Raw genomic sequence first — 18,490 nt, 5'->3', positions numbered from 1 at the left:
AACGGCCCTGTCAATCATAAACCGAACGTTAGGTCCTTTTTTATTATCTTTATTCGATTTTAGGAAGCCGGGCCCCGGCCGGGATGAATACTTATAAGCTTTCCCTTGACATTATACAGCGGATCCCGTAAATTAAAGGCAAGCTCTTATACTTATGCAATCGGCGCCCCGGCGGCGCCGGAGGAGAGAGACCATGCCGCTTCACCCCGACCTTCAGCGCGTGCTCGTCATCGGCTCCGGCCCGATCGTCATCGGCCAGGCGGCCGAATTCGACTACAGTGGCACCCAGGCGATCGCCGCCCTCAAAGAAGAAGGGCTGACGGTCATCCTCGTCAACCCGAACCCGGCGACGATCATGACCGACCGCGACCTCGCGGACCGGACGTACCTCGAGCCCCTCACCGTCGACGTCCTCGAGGCGATCATCGCCCGGGAGCGCCCAGACGGCCTGCTCCCGACCTTGGGCGGCCAGACGGCCCTGAACCTTGCGACGGCCCTCCACGACGCCGGCGTCCTCGAGGCGTACGGCGTCCGCCTGCTCGGGACGTCCCTCGAGACGATCCGGCAGGCGGAAGACCGGGGCGCCTTCAAAGCGCTCATGACCGCCATCGACGAGCCGGTGCTTCCATCGACGACGGTCACCGACGTCGATGAGGCACTGAAGGCGGCGGCGGCGATCGGCTATCCGGTCATCGTCAGGCCGGCCTATACCCTGGGCGGCTCTGGCGGCGGCCACGCCGAGACGCCGGAGGCGCTCCGGGCGATCGCCGCCCGGGCCCTTCGCCTTTCGCCCATCCATCAGGCGCTGATCGAAAAAAGCATCTACGGCTGGAAGGAGATCGAATACGAAGTCGTCCGGGACGGCGCCGGCGGCCGGGTCATCGTCACCGGCATGGAAAACGTCGACCCTGTCGGCGTCCACACCGGCGACTCGATCGTCGTCGCTCCGGTGCAAACCCTCTCGGCGGAAGCGGCCCGGCGCCTGGAGGCGGCGGCCGAGCGCATCATCGACGCCCTCGACGTCCGGGGCGCCTGCAACATCCAATTTGCCCTTTCGCCGGATGAAAAAGCGTACGCCGTCATCGAAGTCAACCCCCGCGTCAGCCGCTCGAGCGCCCTCGCCTCGAAAGCGACGGGGTATCCGATCGCCCGGGTCGCGGCCAAGGTCGCCGTCGGCCTCACGCTGGCCGAAATCCGCGACCGGCGCACCGGCCGGCCGTTCGCCGATCGGCCGCCGGCGATCGATCACGTGACCGTCAAAGTGCCCCGCTTTCCGTTTGAAAAATTTCCCGAAACGGCCCGCCGCCTCGGGCCCGAGATGCAGGCGACCGGCGAAGTGATGGCCGTCGGCCGCTCTTTTCCGGAAGCGCTCATGAAGGCGATCCGCTCCCTCGAGGTCGGCCGCGACGGCCTCTCGGATCCGGAGCTCGCCGCCCTCTCGGACAGGGCCCTCGCCGAGCGGATCCGAACGCCGGGCGACGACCGCCTGTGGGCGATGGCGGAAGCCTTGCGGAGGGGGATGACCCCGGCGGCGGTCGCCGAGCTGTCGGCCGTCGCCCGCCCGTTCGTGGAGGCGCTCGCCGACATCGTCGCCGTCGAAGGGCGGCTGCGGGCGGCCCAGGGGGCCCTTTCGCCCGCCCTCCTCGCCGACGCCAAGCGCCTGGGGTTCTCCGACACCGCCATCGCCCGGCTGACCGGCCTTTCCCCCGAGGTCGTCGCCGCCCTCCGGCGGGCCCACGGCATCCGACCGGCCTTTCGGACGATCGGCGACTGCCGCCGGGACGGCTTCGGGCCGCCGGCGCCGTACCGCTACGGCACCTACGGCGAAGCGCGGCCCGAGGAAGCGGAAAAGGCTGCCGGATCCGGCGCCTGGTCCGAGGCGGCCGCCGCCCGGACCGAGGCGATCGCGGCCCGCCGGCCGGACAGCGCCGACGGGCAGGGGGCAACGGGCGAAGGCGCCGAAGCCCGCGAAGTGGCATCGACCCCGGCGGTCGTCGTCCTCGGCTCCGGTCCGATCCGGATCGGCCAGGGGATCGAATTCGACTACAGCGCCGTCCACGCCGCCTGGGCCCTCCGAGAAGAAGGCTTTGCAGCGGTCATGGTGAACAACAACCCCGAGACCGTCTCGACGGACACGGACGTCTCCGACCGGCTGTACGTCGAGCCCCTCTGGCCCGAAGATGTGCTGGAAGTGCTGGACGCCGAAGCCCCCCGGGTCGTCGGCGTCCTCACCCAGTTCGGCGGACAGACGGCGATCCACCTTCTGGAACCGCTGGCCCGGGCCGGCCGGCCCCTCCTCGGCACCGCCCCCGACGGCGTGGACCGGGCGGAAGACCGCCGGCGGTTCGATGCCCTCCTCGCCGCCCTCGGACTCCGGCGGCCGCCGGGGCGGACGGTCTTTGACGTCGAAGAAGCGATTCAGGCCGCCCAAGCCCTCGGCTATCCCCTTCTCGTGCGGCCGAGCTACGTCCTGGGCGGCCGGGCGATGGAAATTGTCCCCAGCGAGGCGGCCCTTCGCCGCTACCTCCGCGCCGCCCTCGCCACCGCCGGGCAGCGGCCGATCCTCCTCGACCGGTACTTCCCCGGCGTCGAGCTCGAAGTCGACGCCCTGTCCGACGGGGAAGCGGTCGTGGTCGCCGGCATCCTCCGGCACCTCGAGCGGGCCGGGGTCCACTCCGGCGATTCAACCGCCGTCTTCCCCGCCGGCCTCAAGGCGCCCGTCCGGCGGGCGATCGTCGAAACAACGGGGCGTCTCGCCCTCGCCCTCGGCGTGCGGGGGCTCCTGAACGTCCAATACGTCCTCTACGAAGGCACCTTGTACGTCCTCGAGGTCAACGTCCGCGCTTCCCGGACGGTGCCGGTCCTCGCCAAGGCCGCCGGGCTTCCTCTCGCCCGCCTCGCCACCCGGATCGCCGTCGGCCGCTCCCTGGCGGAGCTCGGCCTCGATCCGCCGGCCGACGGCACCGTTCCCCTAGCGGCCGTCGGACCGGACGGGCGGCCGAAGCGGGGCGTCGCCTGGCTCTGGCCGGAGCCCCCGGACGTCTACGTGAAGCTTCCCGTCTTTTCCTGGGCCAAGCTTGCCCACGCCGACGTCCGCCTCGGGCCGGAGATGCGTTCCACCGGCGAAGTGCTGGGGCGCGGGCGAACCGTCCACGAAGCGCTCTACAAAGCGATTCGGGCCGCCGGCTTCGACGTTCCCTTTTCCGGCATCGTCGCCCTCGACTTTTCCGCCGCCGACCCCAAAGGGGCGGTCCCCTACGGCCGGCGGCTGTCCGGCCTCGGTTTCCGCCTTGTCGCCGCCGGCGAGACGGCGGCGGCCCTCAAGGCGGCCGCCGTGCCGGTCGCGGAGACGACGGAAGCAGGGCTTCTCGCCGGCATCGCCGACGGTTCGATCGATCTCGTCGCGAGCCCGGTTCCGCCGGAGGCGGCCGGAGCGCGGAGCGGCCCCGCCGAGGAAACGCCGGGCTACGCGGTGCGCAGGCGGGCGGCCGACCTCGGCCTTCCTCTCATCGTCGATCTCGATTTTCTCGGCGCCTACGTCGACATGCTGGCCGCCCTCGACGGACGGCCGCCCCGGGACGTCCTGCCGCTTCAGGCGTGGTCCCTTCCGTCGCCGAAGCTTCCCCTCCGCTGACGGCACGCCGCGCCGGAATCGAACGGAAACCGATCCGAAACGCGAGAAAGCCCCGGCTCACGCCGGGGCTTTCTCATCGGCTTTCCCGTCGCTCGAAGCCCGCCTACCAGCCGCGGCGGGCGAGGCGCTCTTCTTCCGGCATCACCTGGACGTTGATGCCGACCATCGGCTCCCCGAGGTCTTCGGAGATCTCCGCCAGCGTCTTCGGATCGTCGTAGTGCCGGACGGCGAGCACGATCGCCCGGGCGCGCTTTTCCGGATTGCCCGATTTGAAGATGCCCGAGCCGACGAAGACCGCCTCGGCGCCGAGGCGCATGAGAAGCGCCGCGTCGGCCGGCGTCGCGACGCCGCCGGCGGCGAAAAGCGGCACCGGGAGCCGCCCCAACGCTTTGACCTGCCGGAGAAGCTCCAGCGGCGCGCCGAGGGCTTTGGCAAGGGCCGGCAGCTCGTCTTCCGGCGTCTCCTTCACCCGCCGGATATCCCGCTGAATCGACCGGAGGTGCCGCACCGCCTCGACGACGTTGCCGGTCCCGGCTTCCCCTTTGGAGCGGATGAGGACCGCCCCTTCGGCGATCCGCCGGAGCGCCTCCCCGAGGTTGGTCGCCCCGCAGACGAAGGGGACGGAAAAATCGTGCTTCCAGATGTGGTTTTCCTCGTCGGCCGGCGTGAGGACTTCCGACTCGTCGACAAAGTCGATGCCGAGGGCTTCGAGGATCTCCGCCTCGACGAAGTGGCCGATGCGGGCCTTGGCCATGACCGGGATGCGGACCGCCTGTTTGATCTCCTTGATGATCTTCGGATCGGACATGCGGGCGACGCCGCCTTCCCGCCGGATGTCCGCCGGCACCCGCTCCAGGGCCATGACCGCCGCCGCGCCGGCCCGTTCGGCGATGACCGCCTGCTCCGGCGTCGTCACGTCCATGATGACGCCGCCCTTGAGCATTTCGGCGAGACCGATCTTTTGTTCCCACGTCAGCCCTTCCGTTTTCTCCTGAACGCTCATGGGCGCTCCCCCCAACGATGCGACTCCATACGGTGATCGTAACACGCCCTCCGAACGATGTCAACGAAGCCGGCCGATCGGGATGTGTCAAGCAGTTCTCGGAGGCCCAGTCATCTTAAGGGACAAGGAAGTCTTCAAGAGGACAACCCAAAACCCAGACGGAAACTCAGTCGATTCCCGAAAAGCCCTAACGCGCTTCGCCTGCCCTCCCCTGGATCGGTGAGGATGCTCCTCACCGACCCAGGGAGTCCACCTTTCTTCTCCTTTACTCGGAGGTGGGGATTCTGCCGACGGATCGCGCCAGCCGCCCGATAAGCTCTTCGCCGGTGCCGCCCCAACCTGGATCCGCCCCGCCTTGAGACCCCCTCGCTCGCCCAGGACCGTCCGTCGCGCCGATTTCTCGGCCCGCTTCACCACCCGCCGGTGCCGCTCGCTGATTCGCCGCCTGTGCCAGCCGTTCGGTCATGCCGAGCTGAACGGCGAGTTCGGCGCAGGTCAGAGCGACATCCGGACGGTAACGCTTATACGGCATCAAGCCCAGGTGTTCATCCAGCGGATAGCGTGCTTTCCCCGTCGAATCGATCATGAGATGGCGAAAAAAACGTCACCGGCCCGAAAAAGGTTCCAATCGTCCTTCGGTCCCGCCGTTCGCTTCCCCACCCGTATTGAGCTTCGTAAGACGCCTTGAGCTCGCGATCCAGCCGCTCGAACGCTTCGGCCATGAGGGAAGCATTGAACGGCATCAAGCGGCGATGCAAACTTTCCCAGAAGGAGAACGAATCCGTTGCCGCATCCATCGCCGCGGAGACTTCCATGAGCCCGACGAGTTCTACACCAATGTCCATGAAGGAAGACCTCTCCTTTCCTCTCAAGGGTGTCCAAGAGGTCTTCCTTCTCTTTTTGTCCGCAAAACCCTGCAAGCCGTCCGAGAAAAATTTTACGCATACGCCGATCGCCTTCCGCCGGAGCCGACGCTTTTTCGCCGTCGCCTTCACTCCCATTCGATCGTCGCCGGCGGCTTCGGCGTCACGTCCCAGACGACCCGGACGACGTCCGGAACTTCGGCGATGATGCGCTGAACGACCCGCCGCACCAGCTCCGGCGGCAGGGGATAGATGTCGGCCGTCGTCGCGTCGCGGCTCGTAATCGCCCGGAGGGCGATCGTGTGGCCGAGGCGGCGGCCGCCGTCCGGCCCGATGCCGACGCTCCGGCTGTCGAGAAGGACGCAAAACGCCTGCCAGATCTCTCCGTACAGCCCGGCGCGGCGGATCTCCTCGAGAAAGCGGGCATCCGCTTCTCGCAGGACGGAAAGCCGCTCCGCCGTCACCGGGCCAAGCACCCGCACGGCGAGCCCGGGGCCGGGGAAAGGATGCCGGCCGAGGATCGCCTCCGGCAGGCCGAGGGCCCGGCCGACCCGCCGGACGTCGTCCTTGTAAAGCGCCCGAAGCGGTTCGACGAGGCGAAAACGCATCGACGCCGGCAGTCCGCCGACGTTGTGGTGGCTTTTGACGAGGCGGCCTCCGCCGTGGCCGGATTCGGTCACGTCGGGCGCGATCGTCCCCTGAACGAGGACGTCGAAGGGGCCGAGCCGCTGGGCCGCCTCTTCAAAGACGTCGATGAACAGGCGGCCGATGCGCCGGCGCTTTTCCTCCGGATCCGAGACGCCGGCGAGGGCCTGCAAAAACCGCTCGGAGGCGTCGACCGCCTCCACCGCCAAGCCGAGCCCGTCCCGGAGCGCCGCGAGGACTTCCTCCTTTTCGCCTTTGCGCAAAAGGCCGTGGTCGACAAAGACGCCCTGAAGCCGATCGCCGATCGCCCGGTGGACGAGGGCGGCGGCGACGGCGGAATCGACGCCGCCGGAGAGGGCGATGAGCGCCCGGCCTTCTCCGATCGCGCGGCGGATCTCCCGAACGGCCGCCTCGATCCAGGCGGCCACCTCCCCGTCGCCGGGGCCGAGGGCAAAGCTCCGTTCGTCCATCGACATGCCTCCTTTCGTTTCGGCCTCCATTATAGCGCATCGGGCGCCGCGGTCCGGCAAAGCGGACGGCCGGCCCCGCCTCGCCGGACGTTTTCCGCCGGAAAGCGCGGCGCCCCGGCCCGCCGCGGTCCGAAGCGGCCTTCCTCAAAAAAGGCGCCTTTCGGGGAGCCGAACCGCCGGTCGCCGTCGTCGGAACCCCTCGCCCGGCCTTGGGCAACGTCCGCATCGCCCCGTGGGTCCGGCGCGCGCCGCCCTCGGTCGGCCCTCGCCGGCCGGTGCGACGGCCCTGGGCCCTCGGCTTTCTTCGGGCGCGCCGCCGTTGTCTCGCGGCGAAGGGCGTCGTATAATCGAGAATCGGATCGGTGAGCCGGGGCGCCGACGTTCGATCGCCAGAAACGGACCCCGGCACCGCCCTTCCTCATCCTGCACGCGGGTTCCCCCCGGCGCCGGCCCGGCGCCTTCGGGCGACCCGGAAAGGACGGCCCACCATGCTCGGAGACCTCGGGTGTCTCGCGGCCGTCTGGCTGGCCCGCCGGCTGCGCCGCCTGCTTCTTCGCCTGCGCCGGAGCGCCTCTTCCCTCCCGGGGGCGGTGGCCCTTCGGCTGTGCCCGAACCTTCTGGCCCGCTTCGGCCGGGCCTATGCCGGCCGGATCGTCTTCGTCACCGGCACGAACGGCAAGACGACGACCACCCGGCTCCTCGCCGGCCTCCTTCGGGCCGGCGGACGGCCCGTCGTCACCAATGAGGCCGGGGCCAACTTGCTTCAGGGGGTGGCGACGGCCCTCATCGCCGCGGGCCGGCGCCCGCCCGCGGAGGCGATCGCGGTGCTGGAAGTCGACGAAGGCGTCTTCCCGGCGGCCGCCCGCGCCCTTCGCCCGCAGGCGGTCATCGTGACCAACCTGTCCCCCGATCAGACGGACCGGTACGGTTCCGTGGAGGCGGTCGCCGAACGGCTGCGGCGGGGGCTCGCCTTCGTCCGGCCCGAGGGGCATGTTTTTCTGAACGCCGACGATCCGACCGTCTGGTCGCTCCGGGAGGCGGCGGAGGCCGCCGGGGCCCGCGTTCACGCCTACGGTTTCGGCCGGGCGACCTTGGGCGAAGCCGCGGAAGTTCGGAGACCGAACGGAGCCGCCGGCGAAGCGATCGCCGGAGCGGAGGCGGCCGAAACGCCGGCGCAGGAGGCGGACGCCGCGGCCGGGCGCGTTTGGGAGCGCGGGGCGTTTCCCCGCTGCGGCGCCCCCCTTCCCTTCGCGGCGGAGAGAGACGGGCCGGGCGATTACCGCTGCCCGGCCTGCGGCTTTCGTCGACCGGAACCGGAAGCGACGGCGGAAGCGGCGGCGGTGGCGACGGACGAGCTTCGGTTTTGGCTCCGCATCGGCGACTTCGCCGCGCCGGTTCGCCTGAACGCCCCGGCCCGCTACAACATCCCCAACGCCCTCGCCGCCGCCCACGCCGCCCATGCCCTCGGCGTGCCGCCGGCGGCCCTGGCGGCGGCCCTCGAACGGCTGGACGTGACGGGGCCCGGCCGCTGGGAGCGGTTTTTCCTCCCCGGAGACGAGGCGGCCACGGTCGTGCTGGTCAAAAATCCCGCCGGCGCCCGGGCGGCTCTGGAACCGCTGGGGCAGGATCCGCGGCGATTCGCCGTCGTCTTTGTTCTCAACGACCGGCCGGCGGACGGCGCCGACGTGTCGTGGATCTGGGAGGTGCCCTTCGAGCGCCTCGAAGGGCATCCCGGGCTCGCCGCCGTCATCGCGGCGGGCGAGCGGGCGGACGACGCCGCCCTCCGGTTTCTGTACGCGGGCCTCGGGCCGCTCCTGTTTGCCGCGCCGGAGCCGGAGCGGGCGATCGCGGAAGGATTGAGGCGGCTCGCCGCGGCGGGCGGCGGGGAACTGTACGTGCTGGCGACTTATACGGCCCTCCCCGCCGTCCGGGCCGCCCTCGCCCGCCGCGCCCGGCCGCCGGGAGCGCCGGACGAAAGGAGGGGCGCCGATGTCCTTCGCGCCTGAAGAAACGCTTCGCCCCGGCAAAACGCTTCGCCTCGGCCTTGTCGCCGTCGACGGCTGGAATGCCGCGTCCCTCTTCGAGGCGGCGACGGTCTTCAAACGCCGGGCCGAATGGCGGGGCTTCGCCGTTCGCCCGGTGCCGATCCGGCCGGAGGCGCCCCAGGCGGCCCTCGACGCAGATCTCCTCGTCGTGGCCGGCGACGACGGGCCGAGGCTCGTCCGGGCCCTCGACGCCCTTCCAGCCCTGGAACGGGGGCTCTGGGCAGCGGCGGACGCCGGCCGCGCCATCGCCGCCTTCGGCGGCGGCTACCCCCTCCTCGGCCGGGCAATCCGCCTTCCGGACGGGCGAACGGTCCCGGGCGCGGGACTCCTTCCGGTCGTCACCGAACTCGAAGAGCGGTATGCGAGCGGCCCCTTTGTCGGCCGCTTTCCGGACCTCGGCGGCGAGGCGGCCCTGTTCGTCGCCTTTGAACATCGCCGCGGCCGGATGACGCTCGAAGGCGGCGCCGCCCCTCTCCTCATCGTCCTTCGGGGCCACGGCAACAACGGCCGAGACCGGACGGAAGGGGCCCGGGTCGGCCGGATCATCGGCACGTCTTTTCGCGGAAGCGCCCTCGCCTACCAGCCCGCCCTCGCCGACCGGCTTCTCGCCTGGGCGCTGGGTCTAAGCGGGGAGGCCGCGCTCCCCCCCGTCGACGACGGCTGGGCCGAGCGGGCTCGGGAGCGCTGGCTCCGGCGCCTCGATCCCCGCGGCCGGCTTTGGACCCGATCGCCCGAAGGAAGCTGACGGGCTGTTTTTGCCTCCGACAAGCCCCGGCGGCCGGGCAGAAGCGGGAAAGTCCCGCCGGCCGCCGGCGCCGAAGCGGAAAAGAGCAAAAAAACGGGCGCCGGCTTTTTCCGCCGCTCCGCGGCGGAGGAAGCCGGCGCCCGCGCTTTTTTACAGCTCGTCGAAGCCGTTGTCGTCGGTCACCTTGCTGTAGGCGCGGGATTTTTGCTCGAAGAAGTCGGTCTTGATGTTGTTCAGGTTCTCGTCGCTGTAAGCGCGAATCCACGGCATGACGTTTTCCGTGTAGCCGGGATAGAGGTCGGGAAGGCCGAGCATGGACAGGCGCTTGTTGGCGAGGTATTTGACGTAGCCGAGCATCTCTTCGAGATCAATGCCGGGGATACCTTTTAAGACTTCGCGCGTCCAGTTCGATTCGAGCTCGACGGCTTTGCCGATCGTCTGCAGGGTGAATTCGGTGAACTCGCCGTTTCGATCGAGCTCGGGGTTTTCCGTAAGAATCGCCCGCAAAAGGAGCGAGATGAAATAGCTGTGCTGCATCTCGTCGCGCTGGATGTAGCTGATCATCGTCGACGTGCCGAGCATCTTCTGGTTGCGGGCGAGGTTGTAGAAGAAGGCGAAACCCGAGTAGAAGTTCAGCCCTTCGAGGATGATCGAGGCGACGAGGCTCTTCGCCAGGGCGAGGGCGGTCCGCTCGTTTCGGAAGCCTTCGTACAGGTCGACGATGAAAGCGTTCCTGGAGATGACCGCCGGGTCTTCGTGGGCCCGGGTGAACGTCTTGTTCTGGACGTCGAGAGGCACGATCGACGACAGGACGTACGAATAGCTCTGGTTGTGGACGGCCTCCTGCTGGGCGATGATCGAGAGAATCGCGTGGACCGACGGATCGGAGACGAACAGGGCCGCTTCCAGGATGAACCGCGTCTGGACGGAGTCGAGGTTCGAAAGGAGGCCGATCGTTCGGAGGTACGCTTCCTGCTCCCGGGCGGAAAGCGTCCCCCACTCCTTGACATCCTTCGTCATCGGGATCTCGTCGGGGATCCAGAAGTTGCGAAGGAGCGTCTTGTAGACATCGTAAAACTGCGGGTAGCGGATGTCGTTCCAGTTGACGATGCCGCTCGCCTCGCCGCCGACGATGGCGGTGGCGCGGTTCGGGCGGCCTGGGGAAAGCAGGCGAATTTTCGTCAATGGTCGCTCAACGGTCACGGCCGCTTCCTCCTTTCGTCATCGGAACGCCGTTCCGGGCGGAAACGGGCAGGAAAACGGGCGCGGGGACGCCACGGCCGCGAGCCGATCCAGGCCGCTACGCCCGCACGGGTCGAACCGGCGCCGGCAGGCGGCCGGTTGCCGCCCGGTAGGCGTCCCGGGCCCAGGCGACGAGCTTCGGCGCTTGGCCAAGGCCGTGGGGCGACTGCTCGAGCTTCATCCCCTCGGCGACGACCCGGACGCCGCGGCGTTCGAGGTGGTAGCGGACGGCATCGACCGCCCGGCAGAAACGGGGGAAGATGGAATCGCCGGTACCGAAGACCGCCGCCGGCGGAAGGGGCCGGTACCGGTCTGCCTCGTCGATGAGGAGGCGCCGGAGAAAACGGCGCATCGCCTCGGGAAGCTCCCCGTCGCCCCAGGTATAGGTGCCGAAGAAGGCGACCGGCGCCTCCCCGGCGGCGAGGGTGGAGAGGACGGCCTCGAGGGCCGCCGGATCGCCGGCGACGTCCACCGGCGTGCCGCCGACCGCCTCGGCGACGAGGTGCGCCGCCTCCTCGGTATTGCCGCTTAAGCTCGTGTAAAAGACCGGCACGATCACGACTGGCACACCTCGCATTCTTCCACTTCGACGGACGTCGAGCGGACGTAATACGTCGTCTTGACCCCGCTTCTCCAGGCGGCGAGGTGCAGGCCGAGAAGTTCTTTGGCCTTGATCGTGTTTTTCACGTAGAGGTTGAGGCTTGCCCCCTGGTCGATGTGCCGGCTCCGGGCGGCCTGCTGCCGGATCGTCCAGTGCTGGTCGATCTCGTGGGCGCTCTTGTAGTACCACATCAGGCCCTGCTCGATGTCCGGCGCGACGATCGGGATGCGGTAGGTGTTTTTCTCCTCGACGTACTCTTTCCGGTAGATCGGATCGATGGACGGCGTCGAGCCGCCGACGATCGCCGTCGTCCCGTTCGGGGCGATGGCCATCATGTAGCCGTTCCGGACGCCGTAACGCCGGACGTCTTCCTTGAGGGCCTGCCACTCGGGGCTCGTGTAGCCCCGCCGCTCGAAGTAAAGACCGCTTTCCCACTCCGAGCCCGGGAAGAGCGGATACGGGCCTTTTTCCTTGGCGAGTTCGTTCGACGCCTTGATCGTGAGGTAGGCGATCTTTTCGTACAGCTCGTCCGCGTAGCGGACGGCCTCGTCGCTCTCCCAGCGGATGCGCTTTAAGGCGAGCAGATGGTGCCAGCCGTACGTGCCGAGGCCGATGGCCCGGTACTTCTGGTTCGTCACCTGCGCCTGCAGGACTTCGAGCTTGTTCAGGTCGATGACGTTGTCGAGCATCCGCACCTGGATCGGGATGAGCCGCTCGAGAACGCCATCCGGCACCGCCCGGGCGAGGTTGATCGACGACAGGTTGCAGACGACGAAATCCCCGGGCTTTTTCTTGGTGACGATCGTGCCGTCTTCTTCCAGGTACTCCTCGACGACGGTCGTCGCCGAGTTGTTCTGCAGGATCTCCGTGCAGAGGTTGGACGCGTAGATCACCCCGGCGTGCTTGTTCGGGTTCATCCGGTTGGCCGTATCCCGGTACATCATGTACGGCACGCCGGTTTCGAGCTGCGATCGCATGATGCGCTTCATGATCTCGATCGCCGGGACGATCTTCTTGGAGATGTTCGGGTCGTCGACGAGCTCCTGGTATTTTTCCCGGAAGGAACCCCGGCCGACCTCTTCGTCGTAAAAGTCTTCCAGCGACCAGCCCTTCTTCATCCGCACCTCGTGCGGATCAAACAGGTACCAGTCTTCCCGCGCCTCGACCTTTTCCATGAAGAGGTCGGGGATGACGACGCCGGTGAAAAGGTCGTGGGTCCGCAGGCGCTCGTCGCCGTGGTTGAGCTTAAGGTCGAGAAACTCGAGAATGTCCTTGTGCCAGACGTCGAGGTAGATGGCGATCGCACCCTGCCGCTGGCCGAGCTGATCGACGGAGATCGCCGTGTTGTTGAGCTGACGGGCCCACGGGACGATGCCGGAAGAGAGCCCTTGGATGCCTTTGATCATGCTCCCGCGGGGGCGGAGCTTGCCGAGGTAGACGCCGATGCCGCCGCCGGCCTTCGAGAGGAGGGCGACGTCGGTGTTGGAGTCGTAGATGCCCCGGAGGGAGTCGTCGACAACGTCGATGAAGCAGCTCGAAAGCTGACCCCACGCCTTGCCGGCGTTGGCAAACGTCGGCGTCGCCACCGTCATGTAGAGGTTCGACAGCGCCCAGTATGCCTCCTCGACGAGGGCGAGCCGCTTCGACCGCTCTTCCTTTTGCATGAGGTAGAGGGCGATGACGAGGAAGCGCTCCTGAGGGAGCTCGAACGTCCGGCGCTGCTTGTCCCGGGCGAGGTAGCGGGTCGCAAGGGTCAAAAGTCCCGGCAGGTTGAACAGGTGGTCCCGCTCCGGGACGATCATCCGGGCCGCCGCCCGGAGCTCGTCCTCGGTGTAGGCGACGAGAAGGTGGTCGGAATAGACGCCCTCGGCGTGAAGATGCCGGAGAAGGGCGACGAAATCCCCGTACGGGTGCGCCGGATCGAGGACATACCCCCGATTGGCCGCCGCCTCCCGGTAGAGCCGGCGGAGGTAAAACCGCGCCGCCACGTACGTCCAGCGGGGGGAGGCGACGGAGACTTCGTCCAGGCTGTTCCGGACGAGGAGGTCGACGAGCGCCGATTCCGTGAGGCTCTCCCGAAGCTCAGGATCCGCCAGCGCCTCCTCGACGTAGCGCCGGACGCGGCCGCGGAAGCGCTCGACGCGCTCCGCCTCGAGCTCCGAAAAAAGCGGGAGCACCGCCTCCATCTCCGCCTCGACGAACGCCAGCGGGTCAAGGCGAACGCCTGTCGCCGTCTTCTGCATCCCGATCGCCTCCTGCCCGATCCGGTGATCCGGAGATATCGATCATTTCGTCCGCTTCCGATCATTCGGACGCTTATCTTTCGCCCCTCAACGGTTCGGCGTCCTTTTCACGGTCCGTTTTCACGCTGTCCCCAAGCGTTCACCGGGCGCCGCACGGCCGCGCGGCGCCCGGCCGCGGCGGTCGACCGCTTCGGCGGCTCCCCCGGCGGCCGATTCGGGGACGCTTCACCCGTGCGCCAATGCCCATACATATGCGGTATAACTCCTGTTCAAACACCATATGTAGGGTCTGGCTTCAGTATAGCGCTTGTCCGACCGGAAAACAAGCCCAAAGCCAGGCATTTTTTGCCGTATTCCTGCCCGCAACGCGCCTCCGCCGGCGGCGTACAAGCTCATGAGCCCAGACGAGAGGTTGAGGCTCGATGGACGCACTGCGGGCATGGTTCCGACGGCCCACCGGCGCCTTCCTCCCCGCCGCCCTGATCCTCCTCGGGGCGTTCGCGCTCCTCGTCGCCGGGCGGGCGGAAGAAAGCCGGGCGGAAGCGGAAGCGGTGATCATCGCCGGCGACGTGGTCAACGTCCGGAAGGGCCCCGGGACGAACACCGCCATTGTCGCCCAGGTCCGCCGGGGCGAGCGGTACGCCGTCCTCGAACGGAAGGGCGACTGGATCCGGATCGCCTACCGGCCCGGGAAAAGCGGCTGGGTCGCCGGCTGGCTCACCCGGCCGGCCCCCGCCGCCGGCGGCATCGCCTACGCCGCGGAAAAGGCGGACGCTTTCGTCGAGGCGGCGGTTCGGGACCTGAACGTTCGGAGCGGCCCCGGCACCGACCGGCCGGTCATCGGCCGCATCCAGCCCGGCACCCGCTACCCCCTCCTCGACACCGCCGGCGACTGGCGCAAGATCCGCCTGTCCGACGGCCGGACCGGCTGGGTGGCGGGCTGGCTTTCGGTCGTCGTGCCGGCCGAAGGCTCAACCGCCCAGGCGGCCAGAGAGAATACCGCCGCAGGGCCCGGCGCCCCCCCGTCGAGGGCGGCCGGCGGCACCGCCCCCCAGCCGGCGCGCGTCCGGATCGACACCGACGTCGCCAACTTCCGGAACGGACCGACGCTCGACGCGAACGTCATCGGCAAGCTCCTCCGGGGGACGACCGGCCGCGTCATCGCCCGGGAAGGCGACTGGGTGAAGATCGCCCTGGACGACGGGACGGAGGGCTGGGTGGCCGGCTGGCTCGTCGCGCCGGCGGAGGAGGCGTCGGATCGCGGCACCGTCGTCATCGTCGCCGACGGGACGAACATCCGAAAGGCGCCGAGCCTCACCGCCGACATCGTCCGCGTCGCCCGCCTCGGCGAGCGCTACCCGATCGTCGAAGGGATCGGCGACTGGTACGCCGTCCGCCTCGACGACGGGAGCATCGCCTACGTCGCCGCCTGGGTCGTCTCAAAGGATGGCGTCATCGACCGGGTGACCGGCGGCCGGCTCCTCGGCAGGACGATCGTCCTCGACCCCGGCCACGGCGGCATCGACGACGGGGCGACCGGCATCGACGGGACGAAGGAAAAGGCGCTCAACCTCGCCGTCGCCCTCCGGCTGGAGGAGAAGCTCATCGCCGAAGGAGCGACGGTCATCCTCACCCGCCGGGACGACCGGACGGTGTCGCTTCAGGACCGCGTCGCCCGGGCGGTGACCGCCGGCGCCGACGTCTTCTTAAGCCTGCACCACAACACCCACCCGTCGCCGGCGATGCGGGGGACGATCACCTTCTACGAGCGCGATCAGACCCTCGCTCAGGCGATCCAGGCGGCCCTCGTGGCGAAGACGGGTCTCGCCGACCTCGGCGCCCGGTACGGCAACTATTACGTGCTGCGGGAAAATCCGCGGCCGAGCGCCCTCATCGAATTCGGCTTCATCTCAAACGCCGCCGAAGTCGCCGTCTTGAAAAGCCCGGCCATGATCGACCGGGAAGCGGAGGGAGTCGTCGAAGGGCTCGTCCGCTACTTCAGCACCCAACAAACGGCCCAAAAAGGAACGCGCGCCGTCCGCTAAGGACGGCGCGCATTTTTCGGCGTCGCCGGCGACCGGACCGCTGCTCAGGGAAGCTTCGGCGTCGACCCGAATTGAAAGTTCCTTCAAAAGAGCTCCGCCGAATCGAGAATGAGCGTCACCGGGCCGTCGTTCACGAGTTCGACGGTCATATGGGCGCCGAAGCGGCCGGTGGCGACCTCGAGGCCGTGCCCGGTGAGGGCGCGGTTGAACGCTTCATAGAGCGCCCGGGCGGCCTCCGCCTCGAGGGCAGCGGAAAAGCTCGGCCGCCGCCCTCGCCGGACGTCGCCGTAGAGGGTGAACTGCGACACCGACAGAACCCCCCCGCCGGCGTCCCGGAGGCTGACGTTCATCTTCCCTGCCTCGTCGGGAAAAATCCGGAGGTCGGCGATCTTCGCCGCCATTTTCCTGCAAGTGGCCTCGTCGTCGCCGGCGGTAAAGCCGACCAGAAGGACGGCGCCGGGCCCGATGGCGCCGACGACCTCGCCGTCCACCGTCACCCGAGCCCGGTGCACCCGCTGCAGCACGATCCGCACCGCACCGCCTCCTCGCTTTTTCGGCAAAACACGCCGCCCCCGTCGGGCCGGCGGCTTTCTCGGCGATCCCCGCCGCTTTCGTTCCCTGGACGACGTTCTCGGCACCACCCGCCGCGCCGCCGTCCCGACGATTTTCCCGGCGATCCACGACACGCCGTCCCCGTCGCTCCGACGGCGCTACGGCTCGAGCACCCGCCGGACGGAGTGGACGTCCTGGACCCGCTTGATGCGTTCGACGACCCGTTGCAGGTGTTCGAGGTTCCGGATGGCGAGGGTCATCGTGATCCGGGCCAGCCGGTTCCGGTCCGCCCGGCCGGTGACTTTCGTCAGGTTCGTCTTCGTCTCGTTGACCGCCTGCAGGACGTCGTTCAAAAGCCCCTGGCGGTCCATCGCCAGCACCTCGATCTCGACCGGAAAGGTCGCCTCCGGATCCGGCGCCCACTCCGCCGGGACGAGCCGCGCCGGGTCTTCCCGGGCAACGTTCGGGCAATCCGTCCGGTGGATCGACACGCCCCGGCCCCGGGTGATGAAGCCGACGATGGCATCGCCCGGCACCGGGCTGCAGCATCGGGACAGGCGGACGAGCACGTTGTCCATCCCGGCGACGCGGACGCCCTGTCGGGTCGACCGCGTCTTGAGGGGGGCCGGCGCCGGCGGAGGTGTCGCCTCGGCGTGCTCCTTCCGGTAGAGCTCGAGGAAGCGGCCCATCACCTGCCCCGGCGACAAGGCGCCGAAGCCGACGGCGACGAGGAGCTCGTCGAACGACTGAACGTTGAACCGGCCGAGGACGTCCTTGAGATAGGCGTCCTTGAACGCCTCTTTCGGCGAAAGGCCGTGCCGGCGGGCCTCCTGCTCCAGAAGCTCGCGGCCCCGAAGGATCATCTCCTCCCGGCGCTCTTTTTTGAACCACGCCCGGATCTTGTTCCGGGCGTGCTGCGTCTTGGCGATCTTGAGCCAGTCGAGGCTCGGTCCGTACGAATGCTTGGAGGTGAGGATCTCGACGATGTCCCCCGTCTTCAGCGGGTGATCGAGGGGAACGATCTTGCCGTTGACTTTGGCGCCGACGGTCCGGTTGCCGATCTCGGTGTGAATCCGGTAAGCAAAATCGAGCGGCACCGCTCCGGCCGGAAGCTCGATGACGTCGCCTTTCGGCGTAAAGACGAAGACGACGTCGGAAAACAGGTCCATCTTGAGCGACTCGACGAACTCTTTGGCGCTCGAGGCGTCCTGCTGGTACTCGAGGAGCTGCCGGATGAAGCGGATGCGCTTCGCTTCTTCGGCGGCGTTTTTCGCCGACTTCCCCTCTTTGTAGGCCCAGTGGGCGGCGATCCCGTACTCGGCCGTGTAGTGCATCTCCCGGGTGCGGATCTGCACTTCGAGCGGCTCGCCTTCCGGGCCGATGACCGTCGTGTGGAGCGACTGGTACAGGTTCGCCTTCGGCATGGCGATGTAGTCCTTGAAGCGGCCCGGCATCGGCTTCCAGAGGGTGTGGACAATACCGAGGACGCTGTAGCAGTCCCGGACGCTGTCGACGATGACCCGGACGGCGAGGAGGTCGTAAATCTCGTCGAACGACTTGTGCTGATCCCGCATCTTCCGGTAGATGCTGTAGATGTGCTTCGGCCGGCCGGTCACCTCCGCCCGGAGGCCCATCTCGTCGAGCTTCGCCCGGAGCGTCTCGATGACCTTGTTGATGTACGCCTCCCGCTCGGCCCGCTTTTTTTTCATCAGGTGGACGATGCGGTAGTATTGCTGCGGGTTCAAGAAGCGGAGGGCGATGTCCTCAAGCTCCCACTTGATTTTCGAAATGCCGAGGCGGTGGGCGATCGGGGCGTAGATATCGAGCGTCTCTTCGGCGATCCGCCGCTGGTCTTCCTCCGAGCGGAACTTGAGCGTCCGCATGTTGTGCAGCCGGTCGGCGAGCTTGATCAGGATGACCCGGATATCCCGGGCCATCGCAAGGAGCATCTTGCGGTAGTTTTCCGCCTGCTGCTCTTCTTTGGACTGAAACTGGATCCGCCGAAGCTTGGTCACGCCGTCGACGAGGGAGGCGACCTCATCGCCGAACGCCGCTCGGACGTCCTCGAGCGTCACGGCGGTGTCTTCGACGATGTCGTGCAGGAGGGCGGCGATGAGAACCGTCGCATCCATCCGGAGCTCGGCGAGGATCTCCGCCACCGCCACCGGGTGGGTGATGTACGGATCGCCGGAGATGCGGTACTGTCCGTCGTGGTGCCGGGCGGCAAATCCGTACGCCTCGCGCACCCGCGCCCGGTCCGCCTCCGACAGGTACCCGAGCTTCGCCGCCAGCGATTCGAACGGGCTCACCACGGCGGTTTCGGCCACGGACCTCACCTCCCTCCGGCTTTTGTCCACCGGCTTTCACAACATTATAACGCAAAAAGCGGCCGGGAGAAACGG

The 18,490-nt window shown here is 68.3% G+C and carries 12 protein-coding genes; 4 read left to right on the top strand and 8 right to left on the bottom strand.

Annotated features, from left to right (window positions below; translation table 11 throughout):
- Nucleotides 1-193 precede the first annotated feature (193 nt).
- Nucleotides 194-3,634 (top strand): carbamoyl-phosphate synthase large subunit, encoded by a 3,441-nt coding sequence (carB, locus tag K2M58_RS05165; protein ID WP_220678555.1) that lies wholly within the window; start codon nucleotides 194-196, stop codon nucleotides 3,632-3,634.
- A 103-nt stretch (nucleotides 3,635-3,737) separates the two neighbouring features.
- Here carB and pdxS read toward each other — a convergent pair whose 3' ends face one another.
- The 3 genes from pdxS to guaA form a co-directional block, all read right to left on the bottom strand.
- The gene (gene pdxS, locus K2M58_RS05160) at nucleotides 3,738-4,637 is read right to left on the bottom strand and encodes a pyridoxal 5'-phosphate synthase lyase subunit PdxS (protein WP_220678554.1); all 900 of its coding nucleotides are present in this window, start codon (nucleotides 4,635-4,637) and stop codon (nucleotides 3,738-3,740) included.
- A 545-nt stretch (nucleotides 4,638-5,182) separates the two neighbouring features.
- Nucleotides 5,183-5,638, bottom strand: a complete 456-nt coding sequence (locus K2M58_RS05155; RefSeq protein WP_220678553.1) for a UPF0236 family protein — start codon at nucleotides 5,636-5,638, stop codon at nucleotides 5,183-5,185.
- Entirely contained in the window at nucleotides 5,629-6,615 is a 987-nt protein-coding gene (guaA, locus tag K2M58_RS05150; protein ID WP_252393542.1) for a glutamine-hydrolyzing GMP synthase, read from the bottom strand. Before guaA ends, K2M58_RS05155 begins: the two co-directional genes overlap by 10 nt.
- A gap of 488 nt (nucleotides 6,616-7,103) precedes the next feature.
- On the opposite strand from guaA, the gene K2M58_RS05145 reads away from it, so the two are divergent.
- Entirely contained in the window at nucleotides 7,104-8,621 is a 1,518-nt protein-coding gene (locus tag K2M58_RS05145) for a Mur ligase family protein (RefSeq protein ID WP_220678551.1), read from the top strand.
- The gene (locus K2M58_RS05140) at nucleotides 8,605-9,405 is read left to right on the top strand and encodes a hypothetical protein (protein ID WP_220678550.1); all 801 of its coding nucleotides are present in this window, start codon (nucleotides 8,605-8,607) and stop codon (nucleotides 9,403-9,405) included. The genes K2M58_RS05145 and K2M58_RS05140 overlap by 17 nt, the downstream gene beginning before the upstream one ends.
- A gap of 150 nt (nucleotides 9,406-9,555) precedes the next feature.
- Here the strand turns inward: K2M58_RS05140 and K2M58_RS05135 are convergent, their stop codons facing one another.
- The 3 genes from K2M58_RS05135 to K2M58_RS05125 form a co-directional block, all read right to left on the bottom strand.
- A complete protein-coding gene (locus K2M58_RS05135; protein ID WP_220678549.1) occupies nucleotides 9,556-10,608 on the bottom strand; it encodes a ribonucleotide-diphosphate reductase subunit beta in 1,053 nt (350 codons plus the stop codon).
- A gap of 97 nt (nucleotides 10,609-10,705) precedes the next feature.
- Entirely contained in the window at nucleotides 10,706-11,206 is a 501-nt protein-coding gene (locus K2M58_RS05130) for a flavodoxin domain-containing protein (protein ID WP_066198580.1), read from the bottom strand.
- Nucleotides 11,203-13,491 carry a ribonucleoside-diphosphate reductase subunit alpha gene (locus K2M58_RS05125; protein WP_252393541.1) on the bottom strand — a complete coding sequence of 763 codons (2,289 nt, stop codon included), beginning with the start codon at nucleotides 13,489-13,491 and terminating at the stop codon, nucleotides 11,203-11,205. Before K2M58_RS05125 ends, K2M58_RS05130 begins: the two co-directional genes overlap by 4 nt.
- A 422-nt stretch (nucleotides 13,492-13,913) precedes the next feature.
- Here K2M58_RS05125 and K2M58_RS05120 point away from each other — a divergent pair, with 422 nt between their 5' ends.
- Nucleotides 13,914-15,536 (top strand): N-acetylmuramoyl-L-alanine amidase family protein, encoded by a 1,623-nt coding sequence (locus K2M58_RS05120; protein WP_220678548.1) that lies wholly within the window; start codon nucleotides 13,914-13,916, stop codon nucleotides 15,534-15,536.
- Between the two features lie 83 nt (nucleotides 15,537-15,619).
- Here K2M58_RS05120 and dtd read toward each other — a convergent pair whose 3' ends face one another.
- Nucleotides 15,620-16,069, bottom strand: coding sequence for a D-aminoacyl-tRNA deacylase (gene dtd, locus K2M58_RS05115; protein ID WP_066198615.1), 450 nt, complete (start codon nucleotides 16,067-16,069; stop codon nucleotides 15,620-15,622).
- A 177-nt stretch (nucleotides 16,070-16,246) separates the two neighbouring features.
- A complete protein-coding gene (locus K2M58_RS05110) occupies nucleotides 16,247-18,415 on the bottom strand; it encodes a RelA/SpoT family protein (protein ID WP_211258098.1) in 2,169 nt (722 codons plus the stop codon).
- Between the last annotated feature and the right edge of the window lie 75 nt (nucleotides 18,416-18,490).

It is taken from the genome of Hydrogenibacillus sp. N12, from assembly GCF_019645935.1.
GTDB classification, from domain to species: domain Bacteria; phylum Bacillota; class Bacilli; order Thermicanales; family DSM-22653; genus Hydrogenibacillus; species Hydrogenibacillus schlegelii.
The sequence above is the reverse complement of the archived record's forward strand: the minus strand, read 5'-3'. Positions and strand labels throughout refer to the sequence as shown.